General features: G+C 71.2%; 19 protein-coding genes and 1 pseudogene. 8 read left to right on the forward strand and 12 right to left on the reverse strand.

Annotated elements, in window-relative coordinates; genetic code table 11:
* Nucleotides 1-13 precede the first annotated feature (13 nt).
* Complete coding sequence (locus ACH4K4_RS07870; RefSeq protein WP_030183475.1) at nt 14-226, forward strand: zinc ribbon domain-containing protein; 213 nt, start codon at nt 14-16, stop codon at nt 224-226.
* A gap of 10 nt (nt 227-236) precedes the next feature.
* Here the strand turns inward: ACH4K4_RS07870 and ACH4K4_RS07875 are convergent, their stop codons facing one another.
* The 3 genes and pseudogenes from ACH4K4_RS07875 to ACH4K4_RS07885 form a co-directional block, all read right to left on the reverse strand.
* Entirely contained in the window at nt 237-1,064 is an 828-nt protein-coding gene (locus ACH4K4_RS07875) for an HAD family hydrolase (RefSeq protein ID WP_398165572.1), read from the reverse strand.
* Nucleotides 1,061-3,568: pseudogene (locus ACH4K4_RS07880) on the reverse strand (phosphoribosyltransferase). The gene ACH4K4_RS07875 and the pseudogene ACH4K4_RS07880 overlap by 4 nt, the downstream one beginning before the upstream one ends.
* Nucleotides 3,565-4,734 carry an HpcH/HpaI aldolase/citrate lyase family protein gene (locus tag ACH4K4_RS07885; RefSeq protein WP_398165574.1) on the reverse strand — a complete coding sequence of 390 codons (1,170 nt, stop codon included), beginning with the start codon at nt 4,732-4,734 and terminating at the stop codon, nt 3,565-3,567. Before ACH4K4_RS07885 ends, ACH4K4_RS07880 begins: the two are co-directional and overlap by 4 nt.
* A 219-nt stretch (nt 4,735-4,953) precedes the next feature.
* Between ACH4K4_RS07885 and ACH4K4_RS07890 the strand changes: the two genes are divergently transcribed.
* The gene (locus ACH4K4_RS07890; protein WP_398165576.1) at nt 4,954-6,048 is read left to right on the forward strand and encodes a TerD family protein; all 1,095 of its coding nucleotides are present in this window, start codon (nt 4,954-4,956) and stop codon (nt 6,046-6,048) included.
* Between the two features lie 9 nt (nt 6,049-6,057).
* On the opposite strand, the gene ACH4K4_RS07895 is transcribed toward ACH4K4_RS07890, so the two are convergent.
* The 6 genes from ACH4K4_RS07895 to ACH4K4_RS07920 all read right to left on the reverse strand — a co-directional run bounded on the left by ACH4K4_RS07895 (nt 6,058) and on the right by ACH4K4_RS07920 (nt 10,792).
* Entirely contained in the window at nt 6,058-6,795 is a 738-nt protein-coding gene (locus ACH4K4_RS07895; protein ID WP_398165577.1) for a Tellurium resistance, read from the reverse strand.
* A gap of 164 nt (nt 6,796-6,959) precedes the next feature.
* The gene (locus ACH4K4_RS07900; RefSeq protein WP_398165579.1) at nt 6,960-8,132 is read right to left on the reverse strand and encodes a DUF475 domain-containing protein; all 1,173 of its coding nucleotides are present in this window, start codon (nt 8,130-8,132) and stop codon (nt 6,960-6,962) included.
* A 54-nt stretch (nt 8,133-8,186) separates the two neighbouring features.
* Complete coding sequence (locus tag ACH4K4_RS07905; RefSeq protein ID WP_360138087.1) at nt 8,187-8,762, reverse strand: TerD family protein; 576 nt, start codon at nt 8,760-8,762, stop codon at nt 8,187-8,189.
* A 190-nt stretch (nt 8,763-8,952) separates the two neighbouring features.
* Nucleotides 8,953-9,528, reverse strand: a complete 576-nt coding sequence (locus ACH4K4_RS07910) for a TerD family protein (protein WP_030023139.1) — start codon at nt 9,526-9,528, stop codon at nt 8,953-8,955.
* Nucleotides 9,529-9,685: 157 nt separating this feature from the next.
* Nucleotides 9,686-10,144, reverse strand: coding sequence for a peroxiredoxin (locus ACH4K4_RS07915; RefSeq protein ID WP_398165580.1), 459 nt, complete (start codon nt 10,142-10,144; stop codon nt 9,686-9,688).
* Nucleotides 10,145-10,351: 207 nt separating this feature from the next.
* Nucleotides 10,352-10,792: a DUF3052 domain-containing protein gene (locus tag ACH4K4_RS07920; RefSeq protein ID WP_398165582.1), complete on the reverse strand. Its 441-nt coding sequence runs from the start codon at nt 10,790-10,792 to the stop codon at nt 10,352-10,354.
* A 470-nt stretch (nt 10,793-11,262) separates the two neighbouring features.
* Between ACH4K4_RS07920 and aceE the strand changes: the two genes are divergently transcribed.
* Nucleotides 11,263-13,995, forward strand: coding sequence for a pyruvate dehydrogenase (acetyl-transferring), homodimeric type (gene aceE, locus ACH4K4_RS07925; RefSeq protein WP_398165584.1), 2,733 nt, complete (start codon nt 11,263-11,265; stop codon nt 13,993-13,995).
* A 90-nt stretch (nt 13,996-14,085) separates the two neighbouring features.
* Here the strand turns inward: aceE and ACH4K4_RS07930 are convergent, their stop codons facing one another.
* The 3 genes from ACH4K4_RS07930 to ACH4K4_RS07940 form a co-directional block, all read right to left on the reverse strand.
* Entirely contained in the window at nt 14,086-14,415 is a 330-nt protein-coding gene (locus ACH4K4_RS07930) for a small hydrophobic protein (protein ID WP_398165585.1), read from the reverse strand.
* Nucleotides 14,416-14,484: 69 nt separating this feature from the next.
* The gene (locus ACH4K4_RS07935; protein WP_398165587.1) at nt 14,485-14,889 is read right to left on the reverse strand and encodes a peptidase inhibitor family I36 protein; all 405 of its coding nucleotides are present in this window, start codon (nt 14,887-14,889) and stop codon (nt 14,485-14,487) included.
* A 360-nt stretch (nt 14,890-15,249) separates the two neighbouring features.
* Nucleotides 15,250-16,854 carry an MFS transporter gene (locus ACH4K4_RS07940; RefSeq protein ID WP_398165588.1) on the reverse strand — a complete coding sequence of 535 codons (1,605 nt, stop codon included), beginning with the start codon at nt 16,852-16,854 and terminating at the stop codon, nt 15,250-15,252.
* Nucleotides 16,855-16,968: 114 nt separating this feature from the next.
* Here ACH4K4_RS07940 and ACH4K4_RS07945 point away from each other — a divergent pair, with 114 nt between their 5' ends.
* The 5 genes from ACH4K4_RS07945 to ACH4K4_RS07965 all read left to right on the forward strand — a co-directional run bounded on the left by ACH4K4_RS07945 (nt 16,969) and on the right by ACH4K4_RS07965 (nt 22,188).
* Nucleotides 16,969-17,694 (forward strand): TetR family transcriptional regulator, encoded by a 726-nt coding sequence (locus ACH4K4_RS07945; RefSeq protein ID WP_398165590.1) that lies wholly within the window; start codon nt 16,969-16,971, stop codon nt 17,692-17,694.
* Nucleotides 17,695-17,826: 132 nt separating this feature from the next.
* Nucleotides 17,827-19,047 carry an alpha/beta hydrolase gene (locus ACH4K4_RS07950; protein WP_398165592.1) on the forward strand — a complete coding sequence of 407 codons (1,221 nt, stop codon included), beginning with the start codon at nt 17,827-17,829 and terminating at the stop codon, nt 19,045-19,047.
* A gap of 153 nt (nt 19,048-19,200) precedes the next feature.
* Nucleotides 19,201-20,079, forward strand: a complete 879-nt coding sequence (locus ACH4K4_RS07955) for a DUF4429 domain-containing protein (protein WP_398165593.1) — start codon at nt 19,201-19,203, stop codon at nt 20,077-20,079.
* Nucleotides 20,080-20,167: 88 nt separating this feature from the next.
* Nucleotides 20,168-21,511: a sensor histidine kinase gene (locus tag ACH4K4_RS07960; RefSeq protein WP_398165594.1), complete on the forward strand. Its 1,344-nt coding sequence runs from the start codon at nt 20,168-20,170 to the stop codon at nt 21,509-21,511.
* The gene (locus ACH4K4_RS07965; protein WP_398165595.1) at nt 21,508-22,188 is read left to right on the forward strand and encodes a response regulator; all 681 of its coding nucleotides are present in this window, start codon (nt 21,508-21,510) and stop codon (nt 22,186-22,188) included. The genes ACH4K4_RS07960 and ACH4K4_RS07965 overlap by 4 nt, the downstream gene beginning before the upstream one ends.
* Nucleotides 22,189-22,450: the final 262 nt, after the last annotated feature.

Here is a 22,450-nt window from a genome sequence, read left to right on the forward strand (position 1 = left end):
CTACTCTGTCGGCATGCCTCGTTACGAATATCGCTGCCGTTCCTGCGGCTCCACCTTCGAGCTGAACCGGCCGATGGCCGAGTCCTCCGCCCCGGCGACCTGCCCGGACGGCCACGAGGACACGGTCAAGCTGCTGTCCACGGTCGCCGTCGGCGGCACCGCCGCGGCCCCCGCGCCCAGCGGTGGCGGGGGCGGGGGCTGTTGCGGGGGCGGCTGCTGCGGCTGAGACGTACGGGTCAGCCGGTGCGGGTGGGGGTGGTAGTGCCGGAGGTGGAGGTGAAGGCCCGCAGGATCTCCTCGCCTGCGGCGGCGCCGCGGGCGCTCAGCGCGGTGACGTGCGGGGCGTCCCACCCCGAGTCCGCCAACTCCCCGTGCCCCGGCCGCCACCCGCGGTCAGCGGCCAGCAGCAGGTCGGCGTCGAGCAGGGAGTCACCGGCGGCGAGCACCCGCGAGGCGCCGGTCCGCCGGACGACTTCGGCCACGGCGGCGCTCTTGGTGAGCGGCTTCGGCACGGCGTAGATCTTCCGGCCCTGGAGCGAGACGGTCCAGCCGCGGGCGTCCGCCCACTCGGCGAGTTCCTTGACCCAGGTCCGCGGCAGCAGCGAGCGCTCGACGACGAGGTAGGCGAAGAGGTCCTCGGCGACGCGCTCCTTGAGCAGCCAGGCCGGGTCGGCGGTGCGCACCAGGTGCGTACGGACCTCGTCGAGCGAGGCGCACTCCGCGCTCAGCCGGGCGGCGACGGTGCGCTGCCAGTCCCGGTCGGACTCCCCGTCGACGAGGAGGTGGCCGCCGTTCGCGCAGACGGCGAACCGCGGGGCGCGTCCCGGCAGGTGGATGCGTCCGTACTGTTCGCGGGTGCGGGTGGTGGCCGGTACGAAGGTGGCGGCGCCGGCGAGGGCGGTCAGCAGCCCCGCGGCCGTCTCCGTCATGTAGGAGAGCGGCTTGCGCTGGTAGACCTCGACGCACAGCAGGCGCGGGGCCTCGGCGTCGGGCACGGCCAGGTCCAGTGCGGCCGCCGAGTAGATCAGGGTGCGGTCCAGGTCGCTGGCGACGATGGTGCTCACGGCGCGGTCACCGCCTTGCCGTCCGCGCCCGTCGCGCCCCGCGTGTAGCGGGGGTGGATCAGGCCGACGCAGGTGTAGGGGAGCCCGTCGGTCTCTTCGACGGGTACGCCCCGCTGGGCGGCCAGCAGGCGTACGTGGTCCAGGTCCGTACAGGCTCCCGGCCGGGCGAGGATCTTCCAGGGGACGCGCCGGAGCAGGACCCGCGTGGTCTCGCCGACACCGGGCTTGACGAGGTTGACGTCGTGGATGCCGTACGCCTCGCTGATCCGCTCGACCGCGGCCCAGCCCTCCCACGTGGGCGAACGGTCGGCCGCCGCCAGTTCCTTCGCGTCGGCGGCGACCTGCTCGGCGACCTCGTCGAAGCGGCCCGCGACCGTTTCGACGAGCACCCGGGACAGGTCGGACCCGGCGAGGTCGCGGTAGAACTTCGCGCCGTGGAAGTCGTCCGGGCCCACGAGGTCGTCCCGCAGCACGGTGCGCGAGATCAGGCCGGAGACGGTCGAGTTGAGGCACGCGGAGGGGATGAGGAAGTCGTCGCGGGTGCCGTAGGTGTCCACGCAGCCGCCCGGGTCGGCGAGGACGGCGATCCGCGGGTCGAAGCCGGGGAAGTCGCGCAGCGCCTCGGCCAGCTCCCGGGTGATGGCGCCCTTGCCCGTCCAGCCGTCCACGAAGACCACGTCCGCCGGGTCGTGGTGGGCGGCCAGCCAGCGCAGGGCGGTGGTGTCGATGCCGCGGCCGCGCACGATGGAGACGGCGTAGTGCGGCAGGTCGAGTTCGTGGGTGTGCAGCGCCCAGCGGCGCATCAGGACGCCCACGGGGGTGCCGGCGCGGGCCAGTGAGACCAGGACCGGACGCGGGGACCGTTCGGCGATCACGGTTTCCGTGACGGCTCCGACCGCACGCGCGATGCGGCCGGCGGAGGCCTCAAGAGCACTGTGGAACAGCGCCTGGTACTCCGCGCTCGGCTGGTATTCGACGGGCAGCGACTCGGCGTAGTGCGCGCCGCCTGCCTGGATCGCCTCTTCGCGCTCCTCGGTCGGCGCTTCGAGGCTGACCGAGGACAGGTCCTGGAGCAGCCAGCCGACCTCGTCGGGGGCGTAGGAGGAGAAGGCGGGGCCGCGCAGCGGCTCGGGGAGGGGCATCGGTCAGACCTGTCGTCGCGTGGCGTGGGGCGTGGGCTCGGAGGCGGGCGCCGGCGTGCGCGGCTGTGCGTACGCCGGGGTGTACGAGGGGACGACGGCGAGCAGCAGCCGGTCGGTGTGGGCGGCGAGCCTGCCCAGCAGGCCGTGGGCGGCGTGCAGCCGCGGGGTGTCGCCCAGGGAGTCGGTGACGGCGACGATGGCGTCGAAGCGGCGCTCCGGGGCCGCGCCGGGCGCGACGTTGTACGCGTACCGCTCCCCCGGGCCGTCGGCGGGCCGGTCGTGGGCGGGGAAGGCCAGCCGGGTCCGTATGGCGTAGCCGGGGTCGTCCACGGCGAGGACCGGCGAGCGGGTGGTGGTCGAGAAGTACACCTCGGCGGCCGTGGAGTCGTCCAGGGCTCCGGCGAGGCGCAGGGGCGCGTACATCAGCTCTTCGTTGCCGAGGACCAGCACCCGGCGCGCGCCGCCGAGCCGGTCGGCGAGCCGGGCCGCCATGCCGGGCAGCGCGGCCTCCAGGCGGGCCCGGTGCCCGGGGGTGAACCCGTGCCGCCCGCCGTCCGGGACGCCTTCGGGCCAGCCGAGGTCGACGCGTACGGCCTGGGCCGCCGCGGTGCCCTCGGGCGCCGCCGGGTCCTGGTGGGCCGCGACGAGGGCCTGGCCGCGTTCGAGTACGTCGGCAGGGAGCCGTACGCCGCCGGCGGCCAGGGATATGAGATCGACCCGCGCGCCCAAGTCGGCGGCGAACTTCTCCAGGTGGGCGCGGTCCGCTTCCGAACGCATGTCCACCAGGGCGACGACGACGTACCGGTCGCGCGGGAAGCGGGCGTGGAGCGCCTTGATGGTGTTCAGGACCGTACGGCCGGTGGAGAACTCGTCGTCGACGAGGACCAGGGGGCCGTCTCCGGCCAGCAGCGCGGGATCCTCCGGCAGCAGCAGGTGGGACGTCGCGTGGCTGTGTTCCTCCTCGAAGCCGCCCGCCTGCTCGACCCCCGCGACCGGCCGCCGCGTGGAGTGCAGGTACGGCGCGAGGGCCAGCCCGTCGGCCACGCTGTGGCCCAGTCCGGTCGCGGTCTCCGCGTACCCCAGGACGACGGCGCGCGCCGCGTCCGCGTCCCCCAGCAGGTCGCGGACCCGGCGCCCCAGCCCCAGGCCCGCGCCGTGCACCGCGTCCGGCCGCTGCGGTACGTGCTTGCCGAGCACGTTCGACACGAGCAGGTGGGCCCGCTTGGGGTTGCGCCGCAGCGCCAGCCCCAGCAGCCGGGGCAGCTCCTCCCCGCCGCTCAGCGAGACGCCGAGCCGCCGCGCGACCCACTCTCCGGTCCACACCACTGCGCCTGTCTCCTTCGTCTCTTCCGCCGTCGTCATCGTCCGAGGCTCGCCGTGAGCAGTTCCACGAAGCCGACGCCCTCGCGGGCCACGCCGAACGCCTCGGCCCGCAGCAGGGTCCGCTCGGCCCAGGCGCGGTGCGGTTTGATCTCGTTCATCTTGTTCGTGTACGCGGAGCGCAGTACGCCGCCGTCGCACCGTTCGGGCCGCAGGATGTCGGCGGCGTCGCTGAACTCCTCGTGGCTGACGACGGAGAGCGCGTGCACCGGCGCCACGTGCGAGGGGTGGATGCAGGTCTTGCCCTGGAGGCCGTTGGCGCGGTCGAGTTCGATCTCGCGCAGCAGCCCGTCCATGTCGTGTTCGATCAGGGCCGTACGCAGTTCCTCCGCCCGGCCCAGGAAGGGGCTCTGCCGCAGCTGCGGCTTGAACATCCGCTCGTGCAGGCGGAAGTACTCCCAGACCGGTCCGGTGACCGTGAAGCCGGTGCCGTCCGCCCGGCCCAGCACGTTGACCACGTCCGCGATCACGGACGCGACGATCTGGACGTCGTAGGCGGTCATGTCGGGGGCCCTGCGCAGGCCGTAGGCCGAGCAGAAGTCCGTGACGCCGAGCCGCAGGGCCAGCACCCGTTCGCGGTATTTGCCCACGGTGCGCGCTATGCCGCGCAGGGTTTCGCCACGGCTCTCCAGGTGGAGCAGTTCGGGCGATTCGAGCACCGGCATCGCGAACAGCCGCCGCCCGCAGTCCGCCTCGGCGCCGGTCAGCGCCTCCAGGAACGGAACGCCCCGCTCCTCGGTGAACTTCGGCAGTACGAATCCGGACAACAGCCGCACGGCGGGGCCGAGTCGGCGCACCAGGTCCGGAATCTGGGCGGCCGCTCTGACCCGGATGAACAACAGCGGCAGGTCCGTGCCGCGCCCGGCCTCGGCGTCGAGGGCCGCGAACTGCCGTACGAGGTTCTCCTCGCCGGCCGCCACGTCCGCGTCGCCGATGGAGTCCTCCAGGCAGAGCACCATGGAGACCACCCCGCGGCCGGTCTGCTTGACGATGTCCGCGGCGAGCCGCGGGCGGGTGGCGGGGCTGTAGAGCGTCGCCCCCAGAGCCACGGCGAGCGTGCCTGGCGAGGAGTCGGCGGTGAACTCGGCCGGCTCCTGATGGAACAAAGCGTTCCGGATATCGGGCGCAAGATGCCCAAAATGACGCATAAAACTCCCCGTGAGCAGGCGGGGCCGGGGCCACCCCGCGGCGACTCGCTGTCTGGATCCGGCCGGTAATCGTACGTGCGGCCGACGGGGGAAAGTTCCCGCCCGTATGAACAGCACGTAACCGGCATCCGGCGGCCCGGTGTCCCGAACACCGGTCCGGCCACGCCGGGCAGGCCCCCGCGTTGTCCCTCCGACCTCCGGGAAGGCAGGATTGCAGGCATGACGCACGCGATGCTGAAAGGGTCGAACGTACCCCTCGACACCACGGCGGTCCGGGCCGTGCTGCGCTGGACCCCCGGCGCCGGAGTGCCCGATGTCGATGCCTCGGCCCTGCTGCTCGGCACCGACGGACGCGTGCGTTCCGATGCGGACTTCGTCTTCTACAACCAGCCGCGCCACCCCAGCGGCCTGGTGCGGCACCTGCCCAAGACGCAGCTGGCCGACGCGCTGACCGATACGATCGAGGCGGACCTGTCCGGTCTCGACGCGTCGGTGGACCGTGTCATGCTCACCGCCTCGGCGGACGGCAAAACCTTTGCGCACGTACGGGACCTGCGGGTGCTGCTCTACGACGCCGCTTCGGGGGAGACCGAACCGGTCGCGGTCTTCGACGTGGTGCCGGAGACGGGCAAGGAGATGGCCCTGATCTGCGGCGAGTTGTACCGGCGCGCGGACCGCTGGAAGTTCCGGGCGCTGGGGCAGGGGTACGAGAAGGGGCTGACCGGCCTGGCCACCGAGTTCGGGATCTCGGTGGAGGAAGAGGACGGCGAGGCGCCGGCCGCCGGGACCGGCACGTCGTCGCCCGCGCCGTCCGGCGGCGCACCGGACGGGCCTAAGGCCGTGCCGTCCGCCACGGACCCCGAGGCGGCCACCCACCATCTTCCCGACCCGGACGCGACCCGGCCGGCGGCCCCGTCCCCCGCCGCGCCGGCGGAACCGGACTCCTTCCCGCTGGCGCCGCCCGCGGCCCCGCCGGCGGCAGCCCCGCCCGCCGCGTTCCCGCCCCAGCCGCAGCCCACCGGCGGCGGCTACGGCTTCCCGCAGAACGCCCCGAACATCCCGCCGCCGCCGGCCCAGCCGCCGGCCCAGCCCGCGTACGGCTACCCCGGTCCGATGCCGCAGCAGCCGCAGCAGCCCTCGTACGGCTATCCGCAGCCTCCTCAGCAGCCCGGGCACCAGCCGTACCCGACGGGGCCCGTAGGCGCGGCCGCACCGCCGCCCGCGGCCTACGGCTACCCGCAGCAGCCCCAGGGGCCGGCGCCCGACCCGAACTTCGTCCTGCCGCCGCAGGGGCCGCAGTTCCAGCACCGCTGACCCGCGGGCTCACACCTTCGTCTTGTACCCCCGGCCCCACTGGAGGCCCCAGCCGTACAGGCGGTCCAGTTCGGACTGGAAGCCGTAGACGTACTTCACCTCGCGGCGGACGGTCAGTTCGCCCTTGTTGTTCTCCAGCATGAAGATCGCGCAGGAGCGGGCCTGGGGCGCCCGCTCGTCGAGCCCGATCTCCACGCGCGGCCCGTTGCTCGGGTAGAGCGTCACGACGGCCTGGGTGCGGTCGAAGGCCGGTGTGCCGTCGTAGATGTAGACGAAGATCAGCAGGCGCTTGATCTCGTCGCGGTGGTCGAGATTGATGTACAGCGTCTCGCCGGAGGGCGAGCCGAAGCGGTCGTCGCCGCTGAGCTTCACGTACGGCGCGGCGTTGATGTCCCCCAGGAAGTTGCCGAGCGGCTGCACCACGCCCTTGGTGCCGTCCTTCAGCTCGTACAGGCAGGCCAGGTCCAGGTCGATCTTGACGACCGCCGGCCCCTGCGCCTGCACCACCTCCGGCTTGAACATCTTGCCCGGGTTGCGCAGCAGGCTCCCGCCGCGCTGCGAGCCGCGCATCGTGATGTCCGACGTCCGCATCTGCCAGGACAGGTTGACCCGCAGGTGCCCGGAGGCCGCGCCCTGCTTCGTCAGCGAGACCACCGGATTGCGCTTGGTCAGCTCGATCACGTACGACGCGCCACCGGCTTCGAACTTCGGCGCCCCGCCCCGACGCCAGTTGTCCAAGAACGACACCTTGCCCCACCCCATCGATCGGTCCCGGGGCCGCCCGCCCGGATGGCCCGGCGGCCCGACTGCTGCTTGCCCCGGCCACCCCTGCCCCGGTACGGCCGCGGGGCGGCCATGGAGTGAGCACTCCATGGCCGCCCCGCTGAGAGCGTTCCTCAATCAGACCGCCGTCACACTCCGGAGGCGACTTCCGGCTTTGCCTTGGAATCTTCCGCCAGCTTGCCGTCACGTCGGTTCTTGCGCACGGACGACCAGAACGACAGCCCGATCAGAACGACTCCGACCAGGCCGGTGATGACCTCGCTGATCTCGTACTTGATCGTGGCGAGCAGGATGACCGCCAGCGCGCCGATGGCGTAGTGCGCGCCGTGCTCCAGGTAGACGTAGTCGTCCAGGGTGCCCCTGCGGACCAGGAAGACCGTCAACGAACGGATGTACATCGCGCCGATGCCCAGACCCAGCGCCATCTCGAAGATGTCGTTGGTGATGGCGAAGGCCCCGATGACGCCGTCGAAGGAGAACGACGCGTCGATGACCTCCAGGTAGAGGAACAGGAAGAACGCGGCCTTGCCCGCGAGCCCGACACCCGAGACGGCACCGCGCTGCTTCGCGCCGCCCGGCCGCTCGTCCCCGGCCGCCTTCGCCGCCGTCCCGCCGTCTTCCCCGGCCTCGCCCTCGTCCTCCTCGGCCTCTTCCAGCTTGTCCTCGAAGTAGCCGGAGATGCCGCCCACGACCAGATACGTGAGCAGGCCCGCGACGCCGGACAGGAGCACCGTCGCGCTCTTGTCACCGCCGCCGTGCGCGACGTCGGTGGCCACCGTCATCGCCGTGACCATCAGGACGACCAGCGCGACGATGACGGACAGCATGTCCAGCTTGCCCATCTTCGCCAGCGGCCGCTCCAGCCAGCCCAGCCACTTGTGCTCGCGCTCCTCGAAGATGAAGTCGAGGAAGATCATGAGCAGGAACATGCCGCCGAAGGCCGCGATGGCCGGGTGGGCGGTCGTGACCAGGTGCTCGTACTGCGTCTTGTCGTTGATCGCGAGATCGACGGCCTCGATCGGCCCGATCTTCGCGGTGATCGCGACGATGACGACCGGGAAGACCAGGCGCATGCCGAAGACGGCGATGAGAATGCCGATCGTCAGGAAGATCTTCTGCCAGAAGGCGTTCATCTTGCGCAGGATTCCCGCGTTGATGACCGCATTGTCGAACGAGACCGAGATTTCCAGGATCGACAGGATGCCGACGATCGCTAGCCCCTGCCACCCCCAGAGGACTCCGGCCAAGGCCAGGCCTGCCGCCGTGACGGCGAACGACCAGCCAAAGGTTTTCAGGAGCACTGCCTAACCCAATCCCTCGCTGTATGGGGTCCCCCGCGCGCAGTGCGCGGCGCTTTACGAAACGTTGACCCCGAAGTCTAGAGCGATGCCTCGCAACCCCGACGCGTACCCCTGGCCCACCGCGCGGAACTTCCATTCACCGCTGTACCGGTAGACCTCACCGAAGATCATTGCCGTTTCGCTGGAGGCGTCCTCGCTCAGGTCGTAACGGGCCAGCTCACTGCCGTCGGCTTGGTTGACCACCCTGATGAAGGCATTGCTGACCTGGCCGAAGCTCTGGCCGCGGGCATCCGCCTCGTGGATCGAGACCGGAAAAACGATCTTGTCGACCTCTTCGGGGACCGCGCCGAGGTCGACGAGGATGGACTCGTCGTCCCCCTCGCCCTCGCCGGTGAGGTTGTCGCCGGTGTGCTCGACCGAGCCGTCCGGGCTCTTCAGATTGTTGTAAAAAACGAAGTACTCGTCCCCGAGCACCCGTCCCGACCTGCACAGCAGCGCGCTGGCGTCGAGGTCGAACGGCGCTCCCGTGGTGGAGCGCGCGTCCCAGCCGAGGCCGACCATGACCTGCGTGAGATTCGGAGCGGCCTTGGAGAGGGAGACGTTGCCTCCCTTTGCGAGCGTGACGCCCATGGTGTTCGCTTCCTCCCCGGTGACGGTGGTGCCGCGCTTGCGCACGGCTTTCCTACGGCTTTCCTACGGCTTCCTTACGGATGACCGGCCGTACCCCGTACAGACTTCGTACGGGCTTCAAGCACGCCCGGCGCCGTACGCCCCGGAACAGGGGTGTACGGCGCCGGGTGCGGAAGGGTGACGGCTCCGGTCAGACGTTGACGCCGAAGTCCTGCGCGATGCCGCGCAGGCCCGAGGCGTACCCCTGGCCGATGGCACGGAACTTCCACTCCGCGCCGTTGCGGTACAGCTCGCCGAAGACCATGGCGGTCTCGGTCGAGGCGTCCTCGCTCAGGTCGTAGCGGGCCAGCTCGTTGCCGTCGGCCTGGTTGACGACGCGGATGTAGGCGTTGCGCACCTGGCCGAAGCTCTGCTGGCGGTTCTCGGCGTCGTAGATCGACACCGGGAAGACGATCTTGGCCACGTCGGCGGGCACGCCGGCGAGGTTCACCTTGATGGCCTCGTCGTCGCCCTCGCCCTCACCGGTGGTGTTGTCACCGGTGTGCTCGACCGAGCCGTCCGGGCTCTTCAGGTTGTTGAAGAACACGAAGTTCTGGTCGTTGGCGACCTTGCCCTGGTCGTTGGTCAGCAGCGCGCTGGCGTCCAGGTCGAAGTCCGTACCGGTGGTGGTACGGGCGTCCCAGCCCAGACCGACGAGCACCGCGGTCAGATTGGGGGCTTCCTTCGTCAGCGAGACGTTGCCGCCCTTGCTGAGGCTGACTCCCACGAGTCCTCCCTAGATTCGAGGGGTACGTAATGCTTTGCGCCCCCATCGTGCATGGCATCGGATCAACGTTTTGATCCTAGTGACCGGTTCCCGCCGATTACAGGTACCGGTACGGACACCGCGCCGATGTCGTGGCGGGAGCCGGTCGCGGCCGGGGTCAGAGGTTCCCGAGCGCCTTGAGGTAGTCGTTGAGGTCACGGGCGTCGGGCAGGCCGTTGACGACCGTCCAGCGGACCACGCCCTCCTTGTCGATGATGAAGGTCCCGCGCACCGCGCAGCCCTTCTCCTCGTCGAAGACGCCGTACGCCCGCGAGGCCTCGCCGTGCGGCCAGAAGTCCGACAGCAGCGGGTACTCCAGGCCCTCCTGCTCGGCGAAGACGCGCTGCGAGAACGGCGAGTCGTTGGAGACGGCCAGCAGCTGCACGTCGTCGTTGACGAACTTCGGCAGCTCGTCGCGCAGGGCGCACAGCTCACCGGTGCACACGCCGGTGAAGGCGAAGGGGTAGAAGAGGAGGACGACGGCCTTCTCGCCGCGGAAGTCGGAGAGCCTGACCAGCTCGCCGTGCTGGTTCTTCAGCTCGAATTCCGGAGCCTTCGTGCCGACCTCGATCGCCATGGGGACCGTTCCCTTCGCAGACGCCGTGAGCGGACACCGTCGCCGCGCACGCGCCGGCACCGGCGTGCGGCGCGGGGCAGCGCCGGCAGCGGCCGCTCCGGCGGATTCCAACAGGTTGCGGCCAACCCTACGCGCCGGGGCACGCGCGCCGAGCCCCCCACCGGATCCCCGGCGGAGGGCTCGGTACGGAACGTGGGGGCGCGCAGCTCAGCGCTTGCCCGACTTGGCGGCCTTGGGGGTGACCAGGCGGCTGCCGCTCCAGTCCTTGCCCGCGTTGATGCTCCTGGTCTGGGACAGGCCCGCGGTCTGCGCGGCTTCGTTGATGTCGCTCGGCTCGACGTACCCGTCACGGCCGGTCTTGGGCGTCATCAGCCAGATCTCGCCGCCCTCGTCGATCAGACCGATGGCATCCACCAGCGCGTCCGTGAGGTCGCCGTCGTCATCGCGGAACCACAGCACGACGACGTCGGCGACGTCGTCGTATTCCTCGTCAACGATCTCCTGGCCGATCACGGCCTCAATGGCTTCGCGGAGCTCCTGCTCGACGTCGTCGTCGTAGCCGATCTCCTGGACCACCTGTCCGGGCTCGAACCCCAGCCTGATGGCCGGGTTGGTCCGCTCCTCCGCGTGGTCCGCGGTCGCGCTCACGGATTGCCTCCTGTCATGTTTCGGTAAATGACGTGCACCCCACGCACGCGCGGGGCATTGGGCGTAGTCCACACGGGCCGGGCGGATCGCGCAAGTACCCGGCCGCCGAGACCGTCGAAACGGTGACGTTTACCGCCGTCTCGCCGCAACTACGACCCCGCGCGCACGCCGGGAAGTGATTCACCCCACACCTTTCTGCGGGGTTTGTGGGGTAATGGGAGCGGACTGGGCCCTTTGGGGGGCGACACCGGACAACCGGACCTCCTTTCGTACGCCGTACGACCGTACGGCGACCACTTCGGGCGTGGGCGTATGGTTGCGATTTGGCCGACCTGAAAAACCGGCCTTCGCGCGCCCGTCTCTTAGGGGGTGGTTACCCACCGGTAGAGATGACGTATCCCGGTGAGCCGGTACACGATGGAAGACGGCGCGACACCAAGCAGAGCAATACCGAACAGCGAAGGAACAGCGTGGCTTCCGGATCCGATCGCAACCCGATCATCATTGGCGGCCTTCCCAGCCAGGTCCCGGACTTCGATCCCGAAGAGACCCAGGAATGGCTCGACTCGCTCGACGCAGCCGTCGATGAGCGAGGCCGGGAACGTGCCCGCTACCTCATGCTCCGCCTGATCGAGCGTGCCCGCGAGAAGCGCGTGGCCGTGCCCGAGATGCGCAGCACGGATTACGTCAACACCATCGCGACCAAGGACGAGCCGTTCTTCCCCGGCAACGAGGAGATCGAGCGCAAGATCCTGAACGCGACCCGGTGGAACGCCGCGGTGATGGTCTCCCGGGCGCAGCGCCCCGGCATCGGCGTCGGCGGCCACATCGCCACCTTCGCGTCCTCCGCCTCCCTCTACGACGTGGGCTTCAACCACTTCTTCCGGGGCAAGGACGACGGCAAGGGCGGCGACCAGATCTTCTTCCAGGGCCACGCCTCCCCCGGCGTGTACGCCCGCGCGTACCTCCTGGACCGGCTCACCGAGACGCAGCTGGACGCCTTCCGCCAGGAGAAGTCCAAGTTCCCCAACGGCCTGTCCAGCTACCCGCACCCGCGGCTGATGCCGGACTTCTGGGAGTTCCCGACCGTCTCGATGGGCCTCGGCCCGCTCGGCGCGATCTACCAGGCCCGGATGAACCGCTACATGGAGGCGCGCGGCATCGCCGACACCTCCGACTCGCACGTGTGGGCCTACCTGGGCGACGGCGAGATGGACGAGCCCGAGTCGCTCGGCCAGCTGTCCCTCGCGGCGCGTGAGGGCCTGGACAACCTGACCTTCGTGGTCAACTGCAACCTGCAGCGCCTGGACGGCCCGGTCCGCGGCAACGGCAAGATCATGCAGGAGCTGGAGTCGCAGTTCCGCGGTGCCGGCTGGAACGTGATCAAGCTGGTGTGGGACCGCAGCTGGGACCCGCTGCTGGCCCAGGACCGCGACGGCATCCTGGTCAACAAGCTGAACACGACCCCGGACGGCCAGTTCCAGACGTACGCGACCGAGACCGGCGCGTACATCCGCGAGCACTTCTTCGGTGACGACCACCGCCTGCGCGCGATGGTCGAGAACATGACCGACCAGCAGATCCAGCACCTGGGCCGCGGCGGTCACGACCACAAGAAGATCTACGCGGCGTACGCGGCGGCCAAGGCCCACAAGGGCCAGCCGACGGTGATCCTCGCGCAGACCGTCAAGGGCTGGACCCTCGGTCCGAACTTCGAGGGCCGCAACGCGACCCACCAGATGAAGAAGCTGACGGCCGAGGACCTCAAGCGCTTCCGCGACCGGCTGCACCTGCCGATCGCGGACAAGGACCTGGAGGACGGCAACCCGCCGTACTACCACCCGGGCCGCGACTCCGAAGAGATCCAGTACATGCACGACCGCCGCAAGGCGAACGGCGGGTACGTCCCGACCCGTGTCGTGCGCGCCAAGCCGCTGCCGCTGCCGGACGACAAGGCGTACGCGGGGGCGAAGAAGGGCTCCGGCCAGCAGAAGATCGCCACGACCATGGCGTTCGTGCGGGTCCTGAAGGACCTCATGCGGGACAAGGAGATCGGCAAGCGCTTCGTGCCGATCGCGCCGGACGAGTACCGCACCTTCGGCATGGACGCGTTCTTCCCGTCCGCGAAGATCTACAACCCGCTGGGCCAGATCTACGAGTCGGTCGACCGCGAACTGCTGCTCGCCTACAAGGAGTCGCCGACCGGCCAGATGCTGCACGACGGCATCTCCGAGGCCGGCTGCACCGCGTCGCTGATCGCGGCGGGCTCCGCCTACGCCACGCACGGCGAGCCGCTGATCCCGATCTACGTCTTCTACTCGATGTTCGGGTTCCAGCGCACCGGTGACCAGTTCTGGCAGATGGCCGACCAGCTCGCGCGCGGCTTCGTGCTGGGCGCGACCGCCGGCCGTACGACCCTGACCGGTGAGGGCCTCCAGCACGCGGACGGCCACTCCCAGCTGCTCGCCTCGACCAACCCGGCGTGTGTCGCCTACGACCCGGCGTACGGGTACGAGATCGCGCACATCGTCAAGGACGGTCTGCGCCGGATGTACGGCGAGAACAGCGAGGACGTCTTCTACTACCTCACCGTCTACAACGAGCCGATCCAGCACCCGGCCGAGCCGGCGGACGTGGACGTGGAGGGCATCCTCAAGGGCCTGTACCGCGTCCAGCCGGGCGACAAGGGCGAGCACGCGGCCCAGATCCTCGCCTCCGGCGTGGCCGTGCCGTGGGCGATCGAGGCCCAGCGAATCCTGGCCGACGAGTGGAACGTCAAGGCGGACGTCTGGTCGGCGACCTCCTGGAACGAGCTGCGCCGCGACGCGGTGGAGGCCGAGGAGCACAACCTGCTCCACCCGGAGGAGGAGCAGCGCGTCCCGTACGTGACGCAGAAGCTGGCCGACGCCCAGGGTCCGAAGGTGGCCGTCTCCGACTGGATGCGTGCGGTTCCCGACCAGATCGCGCGCTGGGTGCCGGGCACCTACCAGTCGCTGGGCGCCGACGGCTTCGGCTTCGCCGACACGCGCGGCGCGGCCCGCCGCTTCTTCCACATCGACGCGCAGTCGATCGTCCTCGGCGTGCTCACCGAGCTGGCCAAGGAGGGCAAGGTCGACCGCTCGCTGCTGAAGCAGGCGATCGACCGGTACCAGCTGCTGGACGTCGCGGCCGCCGAGGCGGGCGAGGCGGGCGGCGACGCGTAAGCGTCCCACCGGGCAGCCGATGTCGCGAGGCGCCCCCGGCCGGAGAGATCCGGCCGGGGGCGCCTCGCGTTCGCGGTGCCGGGGATCCGCTCAGAACGGAGCCCCGGTGGCCGCTGTGGTGATCCGGATGATCGCGAACACCGTGTCGATCACACCGAGGACCACGGCCACCAGTGCGGGGAGCGCTTGGTTCGCGCCGCTCCACCGGCGGCCCATCGCAAGCCAGCCGAGGAGCACGGACACCGGCCCGAGGACGATGCTCAGGATGAAGAATCCGGCGACCGCGCAGATCAGTCCGATCACGCCCAGCGTCACGCGGTCCGGCCCGGTCCGAGGCCCCATCCGGCCTTGTGAGCGGGGGTTGCTCCGCAGGTGGGTACGCCATCGGGTGCGGCTGTGCTGTCCGAGGCCCGCCATCATCCCTCCCGAGGGTCGTGTGGTTCGGGCTCGGACTCCGGGTACCCTGCGCCGCGGTGCTCACTCCCCCGTTCAGCGCTCCCAGATTTTGAACGCCCTGACCTGGTAAGGGGATTCGGGCACCCAGCTGCCGCCGCCCGGATAGGTGTCGAACTCCCCGGTCTCCTCGCACTCGGCGCTCTGGTACGTGGTGACGGGCCGGCCCGTGCGGTTGGCGAACGAGGCGGCGCGGGTTCCGGCGGGCAGCGTGACGCAGCTTTCGATGTCGGTGCCGGACAGTTCGTAGGTCTGCCGCTTTCCGGCAAAGCCGCGGCCCGGCCAGACGCAGAACTGGCCGGTGGCGCAGTCGCCCGCGGCCGGTCCCGCGTGGGCCGGCGGCCGTTGCCGCGGCGCTCCGTGCGCGGACGGGACGGCGAGGTGGGCGGCGGCCAGTGCGGCGGCTCCCGTCAGCAGCGCGACGGCGTGGATCGTACGCATGTGCATCACTCCCCCGTGGAGTACGAAGTGGCCTGCCGCGGCGGGTGGTTGCCCGCCGCGGGTCAGTGGTCCGAGCTTGGCCGCGGGCGGGCGCCGGAGCCAAGTCATCGCCGGGCGGCCCACCCGGATAGGCGACGCGCGGCCGCCGGGCCGCCAACGGGTGCGCGGGGGCGGGTCGTTGACGCCGGATGCACTGCTGAGGCCGCACGGGGGCGCGGCGGTCGTCCTATCCGTACGGGGGAACGCGCGCCTGTGGAGAAACGAAACGCGCGGTCGGCGAGGGCGGTAGGAGCCTGGCACAGGCTCTTGGCCCTGGCCGGCCGCGCGTCGGCGCGAGCCGGTTACCCCGGGGGCGGACGGTCAGATGTGGCCGACGCCCGCGCCCGCCTCCGCGTTGCTACCGCGCTTCGTGAACAGCGCGACGACGGCCGCGACGACCGCCACGGCGCAGGCGACGGTGAAGGCCAGCCCCATGCCGGACACGAACGTGTCGTGCACCGCGGTGCCGATGCGGTCGGCGATCTGCGGCGTCATGCCGGGCGCCTGGGCCACCTGCGGCGGCACGGCGCCCACCTCGGCGGCGGCCTTGAGCGCCGGGTCCGGGGCGCCCGGCAGGCCGGCCTTGGTCCAGTTGCCCGCGAAGTCCGAGTTGACCTTGGCGGTCATCACGGCACCGAGCACCGCCGTACCGAGGCTGCCGCCGACCTGCATGGCGGCCTGCTGGAGGCCGCCCGCCACGCCGGACAGCTCCAGCGGCGCGTTGCCGACGATGACCTCGGTGGCGCCGACCATGACCGGGGCGAGGCCCAGGCCCAGCAGGGCGAACCACAGGGACATGGTCAGCGTGCCCGTACCGGTGGACAGCGTCGTCATGCCGAACATGGCGACGGCGGTGCAGACCATGCCGCCGACGAGCGGGATGCGCGGGCCGAACTTGGTGATCAGCGCGCCCGCGGCCGGCGAGCCGACGATCATCATCGCGGTCAGCGGCAGCAGGTGCAGACCGCTGTCGACCGGGCTCAGGCCGTGCACGTTCTGAAGGTAGAAGGTGACGAAGAAGAGGCCGCCCATGAAGGCGAAGGCCATCAGCACCATCAGGACCGTGCCGGCCGTCAGCGGCACGGAACGGAACATCCGCAGCGGGATCAGCGGCTCGCGGACCTTGGTCTCCAGCACCGCGAAGGCGGCGAAGACGACGACCGCCGCGGCCAGGAAGCCCAGCGTCTTGGCGTCGCCCCAGCCCCACTCGCCGGCCTTGATCAGGGCCCAGATGAGGCAGAACATGGCGCCGGAGAGCAGCACGATGCCGGGGATGTCGAAGGAGCGCGGCGCGTTCTGGGCGCGGTGGTCCTTGAGGATGACCAGGCCCAGTACGAGGGCGAGGACGCCGACCGGCACGTTGATGAAGAACACCGACTGCCAGTTCACGTGCTCGACGAGCAGGCCGCCGACGATCGGGCCGCCGGCGGTGGAGGCGCCGATGACCATGCCCCAGATGCCGATGGCCATGTTGAGCTTCTCGGCCGGGAAGGACGCGCGCAGCAGGCCGAGCGCCGCGGGCATCAGGAGCGCGCCGAAGATGCCCTGCAGCACGCGGAAGGTGATGACCAGCGAGACCTCACCGGACAGGCCGATGGCTCCGGAGGCGAGCGCGAAGCCCACCACGCCTATGAGGAACGTCTGCCGGTGGCCGAAGCGGTCACCGAGCTTGCCGGCCGTGATCAGCGAGACGGCGAGGGCCAGCAGATAGCCGTTGGTGATCCACTGGACGTCGGCGAGCGACGCCTTCAGGTCCGCCTGGATGGCCGGGTTGGCGATGGCGACGATGGTGCCGTCGAGGGCCACCATCATCACGCCGATCGCGACGGAGAACAGTGTCAACCACGGATGGCCCCGCAGTCCCTTGCGAGGCTCCGGTGCGGAGAGGTCCGGCGCGGCATGGGCAACCGGGGTCTGAGAGCTCATTCCACGAGGCTAATGTCAGCCACTGACAGTTGACAAAGTAATTCATGAGTCGGTAACTGTCATTTAGCTCACAGGTATTCTGAGCAGCGGCAACAACGAGAAAGGCGGCGCAGGATGACCGGCTCCACGCCGCAGGCGACACGACTGGAAACGGCCTGGACCCACGGAGGCACAGCTTCCGCCGCCACCGGAACCGGCGCCCCCTCCCCCGGCGGTCTGCGCGAGCGCAAGAAGCAGCGCACCCGCGACGCGCTGATCCGCTCCGCACTCGAACTGTTCACGGCGCACGGCTACGAAGAGACGACCATCGACGAGATCGCGGAGGCCGTCGACGTGTCGCAGCGGACGTTCTTCCGCTACTTCGCGAGCAAGGAAGAGGTCGTCTTCGCCGTACAGGAAATGGTGGAGGCGCGCTTCATGGAGGAGCTGGAGCGGCGGCCGTCCGCCGAAGTGCCCCTGGAGGCGCTGCGCAATGCCGTGCTGACGTCGTGGGACGAGATCGGCGACGCGATCCGGACCGTGATCCCGCTGGAACTGCACATGCGGACGTACCGGATGATCGAGTCGACGCCCGCGCTCGTCGCCGCGCACCTGCGCCGCTACTCGGAGCTGGAGGAGCAGATCGCCCGGCTCGTTGCGCGCCGCGAGGGGCTGGACGTGGCGGCGGACCCGCGGCCGCGGGTGGTGGTCGCGGCGTTCAGCGGCGTGATGCGGGTCGCGGGGAAGGTGTGGGGCGAGGGCGAGGACGTCAGCGTGGAGTCGATCCGCGAGATCACCGAGCAGTACCTCGCACAGATCGTTCCGGCCGTGTCCGGCGACTGGCCGCGATTGGGCGCGTGAGACCGTTTCTGCACGTCTGAGCGTGGGGCGTCGGCACACCGTGTCCGAAGTGGCCCCATATGACCAGCCTGAAACGTGACATCCGTCACCCCTGGAGCGGGCGCCCCGCCAGGTCTCCTAGGGTGGCCCGCGGTGACTTCTTCGTTCTCGGGGCTCGGCGCTCCCTCCTTCGGTTTCCTCCAGTCCACCGCCTGGCGTGCTGTGCTCGCCCTGGTGGTGGTGTTCGTGATGCTTGCGATGACCGGCTGGACGGCCGTCAGAGGCAGCAAGGACGACGCCAATCCGCTGGCCACCGCGCGGTCCGCCTGGGAGCACGCCTCCTTCCGCGGGCACCGGCTGCCGGACACCGGCTCCGCCCCCGGCACGCTCGCCGCCTTCTTCCGCTCGCTCGGCCGCGCCGACGCGAGCGCGCTGGCCGACCGCTACCCGCTGGTGGTCGGCAACATGGGCGGCGCCCCCGTGGCCCTGCGCTATCAGGCCAACAAGAAGGCCCTGCAAGAGGCCGGCGAGGTGGCGCGTAAGCGGATGAACGACCGGCGCCTGACGCCGGTGGGCCGCCAGGAGGCCGGCCGGCTGATGCACCGCTTCGAGTCGATGCGCGCGGCCGGGCGGCAGATCCTCGCCTTCGACCCGGCCGGCGGCGGCCGGGCCGCCGAGGTCTTCGGCGATCTGCGCCGGGCCCGCCGCGTCTCGGTGGTGGTGCCCGGCGTCGACACCAACCTGGGCACCTTCGAGCGCACCGCGCGGGCGACGAGCGCGCCGGTCGGCATGGGCAAGTCGCTGTACGACGCCGAGCGGTCGGCGCGCGCCGGCTCCCGTACGGCCGTGATCGCCTGGGCCGACTACACCGCGCCCGCCGGGCTCGGTGTCGGCGCGGCCACCGGGCAGCTCGCCGAGGCCGGTGCCGTACGGCTGAACGCGCTGGTGCGGGCGCTGCCGGAATCCGTCTCCGTCTCGCTGATGTGCCACAGCTACGGGTCCGTGGTGTGCGGGGTGGCGGCGAGCCGGCTGCCGTCCAACGTCGGCGACATCGCGGTGGCGGGCAGCCCCGGCATGCGGGCCGACACCACCGCCGCGCTCGGCACCCACGCCCGCGTCTGGGCGATGCGGGACGCCGACGACTGGATCCAGGACGTGCCGTACCTGGAGGTCGGCGGGCTGGGCCACGGTGCCGACCCGGTCACCTCGGCCTTCGGCGCCCGGGTGCTGTCGGCCTCAGGTGCCAAGGGGCACGCCGGCTACTTCGCGCCCGGGACGCAGAGCCTGCGCAACTTCGCGCTGATCGGGGTGGGCGCGCTCACCTCCGTGGACTGTTCGGCGCAGGACCGGGACTGCTCGGCCGACCTCGCCTGAGCGGCGGGGCGCGGGCCCGGCGCCGGCCGGTCCGGGGGCGGTTTCCGGACGCACCGGGTCCGGGAGCGGCATGGGGCAAAAGCGGCTTGACGCGCGTAGCGCATGATGTCCGGAAGGGGGACGGGCGGGCGACCGCCGCATACGATGAGCCGCATGGGTGATGTGCTGGCCGGTTTTCACGCCGTCTGGGAGTTCGACACGGACTCCGTGCTCATCCGCTTCGAACGGGGGATACGCAGGCCGAAGCTCTTCCAGGCGCTCAGCGAGCGGCGCGTTCCGTACGAGGCGCTGAGGTCGGTCGAGCTGTCCGAGGGCAGACGCGGCACGGTGGTGCTGCGCGCGGTGCCGCGGCCGGGTGCCGATCCCCTGATGGAGGCGGCGAACGGCCAGCTCAAGGACGACCTCGACCCCTACCGCCTGGTGCTGCCTGCGGAGCGCGAGGTGCTCGCCGAGTACTACCGGGACGAACTGCGCGCCGCGCTCGGGCCCGCGGCCGCGCTCCCCGCCGACGAGCACCTGGTGACCGCGCCCGAACCGCCGATGACCTTCAAGGCGTACGACGGCAAGGCGACCTTCGACGGCAGCGCGGTGGCCTTCCGCTGGTTCTGGACGGGGGCGTCGTCGGCGAAGTGGAAGCGCGGTGACCAGAGCTTCCCGGTCGGCGGGCTGTCCGGGGTGGAGTGGCGTTCGCCGGAGTGGGGCAGCGGCCACCTGCGGCTGGTGGAGCGCGGCCCGGAGGAGGAGCGGCCCGGCGAGGCGGACCAGGACCCGGCCGCGGTGGTCTTCGGGCTGGGGTACGGGCCGGTGCACGAGTCGCTGCCGTTCGCGGCCGCGGTGCTCCAGGCCGTACGGGCCGCCGCCCCCTCGGAGGACACGGCGGTACGCCGGGCGGTGCGGCCCCGTGCCGACGCCCGCAGCGATCCGGCCGACATCGCCGACCGCATCCGCCAGCTGGGCGAGCTGCACACCGCCGGCCTCCTCACGGACGCCGAGTTCACGGCGAAGAAGGCGGAGCTGCTGGCGGAGCTGTAGCGGTCCGCCCCCGTACCCGGGTATGACCGCGAAGGCAACCCCCGGTATGACGCCGGGGCAGGCGGCCGCCGCTTACGCTGATCGGGCCATGAAGACCACAGCACCACGTACCACCGGCGACCGCCACAGCACCCGGGCCCGCGTCCTGCGGGCCGGGCGGCGGGCGCTGCGCACGCTCGCCGAGGACCTCGGGACGCCGGCCGGTCCCGACGTCCCGCTCCTCGGCACCGTGCACAACCGCTGGCTGCGCCTGCTCCCGTACGCGGTCGCCTTCGCCTTCGTGGCGTCGCTGCTGCCCACGACGGTGATCGTCCTCGCCCACGACTACGGCCTCAACGGCGGCCTGGCCGGGGCGCTGGCCGTCGCGCAGACCGTGCCGCTGCTGCCGGCCGTGACCCGGCCGCTCCAAGCGTGGTGGGTGGTCTTCGGCGCCGATGTCGTCGGCGGTGTCCTCCTGTCCGCCGCCCCCCAGGCCGATGGGCACCCCTTGCCCTGGCCGCCCACGGCCATCATCGGCTACCTCGCGCTGATGCTGGCGCTCTCCCTGCGCGAGAAGCGCCGCACCCTGGTAGCCGTCTGGGGCGCCACCGGCGCCCTCGGCATCGTCTTCGAACTGTTCAGGTCCGACCGCAGCGACGGCACGTGGCTGCTGACGTTCACCCTCACCGGCGTCGTGCTGCTGGTGGGCGGCGCGCTCCGGGAGCGCGGGGCCGCGCAGCGCAAGCTGATCGAGCAGGAGAACATCAGCGAGGCCGAACGGGCCATGCGCACGCTGCTGGAGGAGCGCACGCGGATCGCCCGCGAGCTGCACGACGTGGTCGCCCACCACATGTCCGTGATCACGGTCCAGGCCGCCAGCGCGCCGTACCGCATCAGCGGGATTCCCGAAGCCGCCCAGGAGGAGTTCGGCACGATCGCCGCCACCGCGCGCGAGTCGCTGGCCGAGATGCGGCGGCTGCTGGGCGTGCTGCGCAGCGAGGAGACGGAGCGGCACGGCGGCCCGGAGAAGGCGCCGCAGCCCGGCCTCGCGCAGCTGCCGAAGCTGGTCGAGGGAACGGTACGGGCGGGAGTGCCGGTCGAGTTGGCGCTGCCGGACGAGCCGGTGGCGCTTGCTCCGGCGGTGGACCTGTCGGCGTACCGCATCGTGCAGGAGGCGCTGGCCAACGTCGTACGCCATGCGCCGGGCGCGAGCACCCGCGTCTCGGTCACGGTGGACGCGGCGGGCGGCCGGCTGACCGTGCTCGTCGTCAACAGCGCCCCACCGCGCGCCGTGCCGCCGCTGGAGACCTCCGGTACCGGCCACGGGCTCGTCGGCATGCGTGAGCGCGTACGGCTGGTGGACGGCACCCTGGACACCGGGCCCCTGCCCGACGGCGGCTTCCGCGTCGCCGCGCAACTCCCCATAACAGCAAAGGATCACGACCCCGCATGACCACTCGGGTGATCATTGTCGACGACCAGGCCATGGTGCGCGCCGGCTTCGCCGCGCTGCTGGCCGCGCAGAGCGACATCGACGTCGTCGGCGACGCGCCGGACGGCGTACAGGGCGTCGAACTGAGCCGCCGTACGCACCCCGACGTGGTGCTGATGGACGTCCGCATGCCCGAGATGGACGGGCTGGAGGCGGCCCGGCAGTTGCTGGACCCGCCGACGGGCGTGGTGCACCGCCCGAAGGTGCTGATGCTCACCACCTTCGACGTGGACGACTACGTATACGAGGCGCTGCGGGCGGGGGCGTCCGGGTTCCTGCTCAAGGACGCGCCGCCGGCCGACCTGATCTCGGCGGTACGGGTCGTGGCGGCCGGCGAGGCGCTGCTCGCGCCGTCCGTGACGCGGCGGCTGATCGCCGACTTCGCCCGGCAGCGGCCCGCACCCCGCAAGGACCGGGCCTCGCTGCGGCTCAACGGGCTCACCCCGCGGGAGACGGAGGTCCTGGAGCTGATCGCCCGCGGCCTGTCGAACCAGGAGATCGCCGAGTCGCTGGTGCTCGCCGAGCAGACCGTGAAGACCCACATCGGCCGGGTGCTGGCCAAGCTGGAGCTGCGTGACCGCGCCCAGGCCGTGATCTTCGCGTACGAGTCGGGGCTGGTGTCGCCAGGGGCGAACTGAGCCCCGGCCCGGGACCGGCCGTTCTCCCTCCGCCACCGGCGCGACCGCCCGCCCCCGCCGCCACCCGCCACCGCGCCGCCGGTCGCGGCGGCCGGGGGTGGGGCCAGCCCCCGTACGGCCCGTGGGGCTGGCCGGTCGTGCTCAGGGACGAGCAGGTCAGCGACCCCCTACCCCGGTATCAGCGGACAGTTGGCCCCGCGGTGTGACGCCACGTCACACGTCTGGTTCTTACGTTTCCCTCCGTCACGCCAACGGAAGAGGG

The sequence above is a fragment of the Streptomyces sp. NPDC017529 genome (assembly GCF_044329785.1).
Lineage (GTDB): Bacteria > Actinomycetota > Actinomycetes > Streptomycetales > Streptomycetaceae > Streptomyces.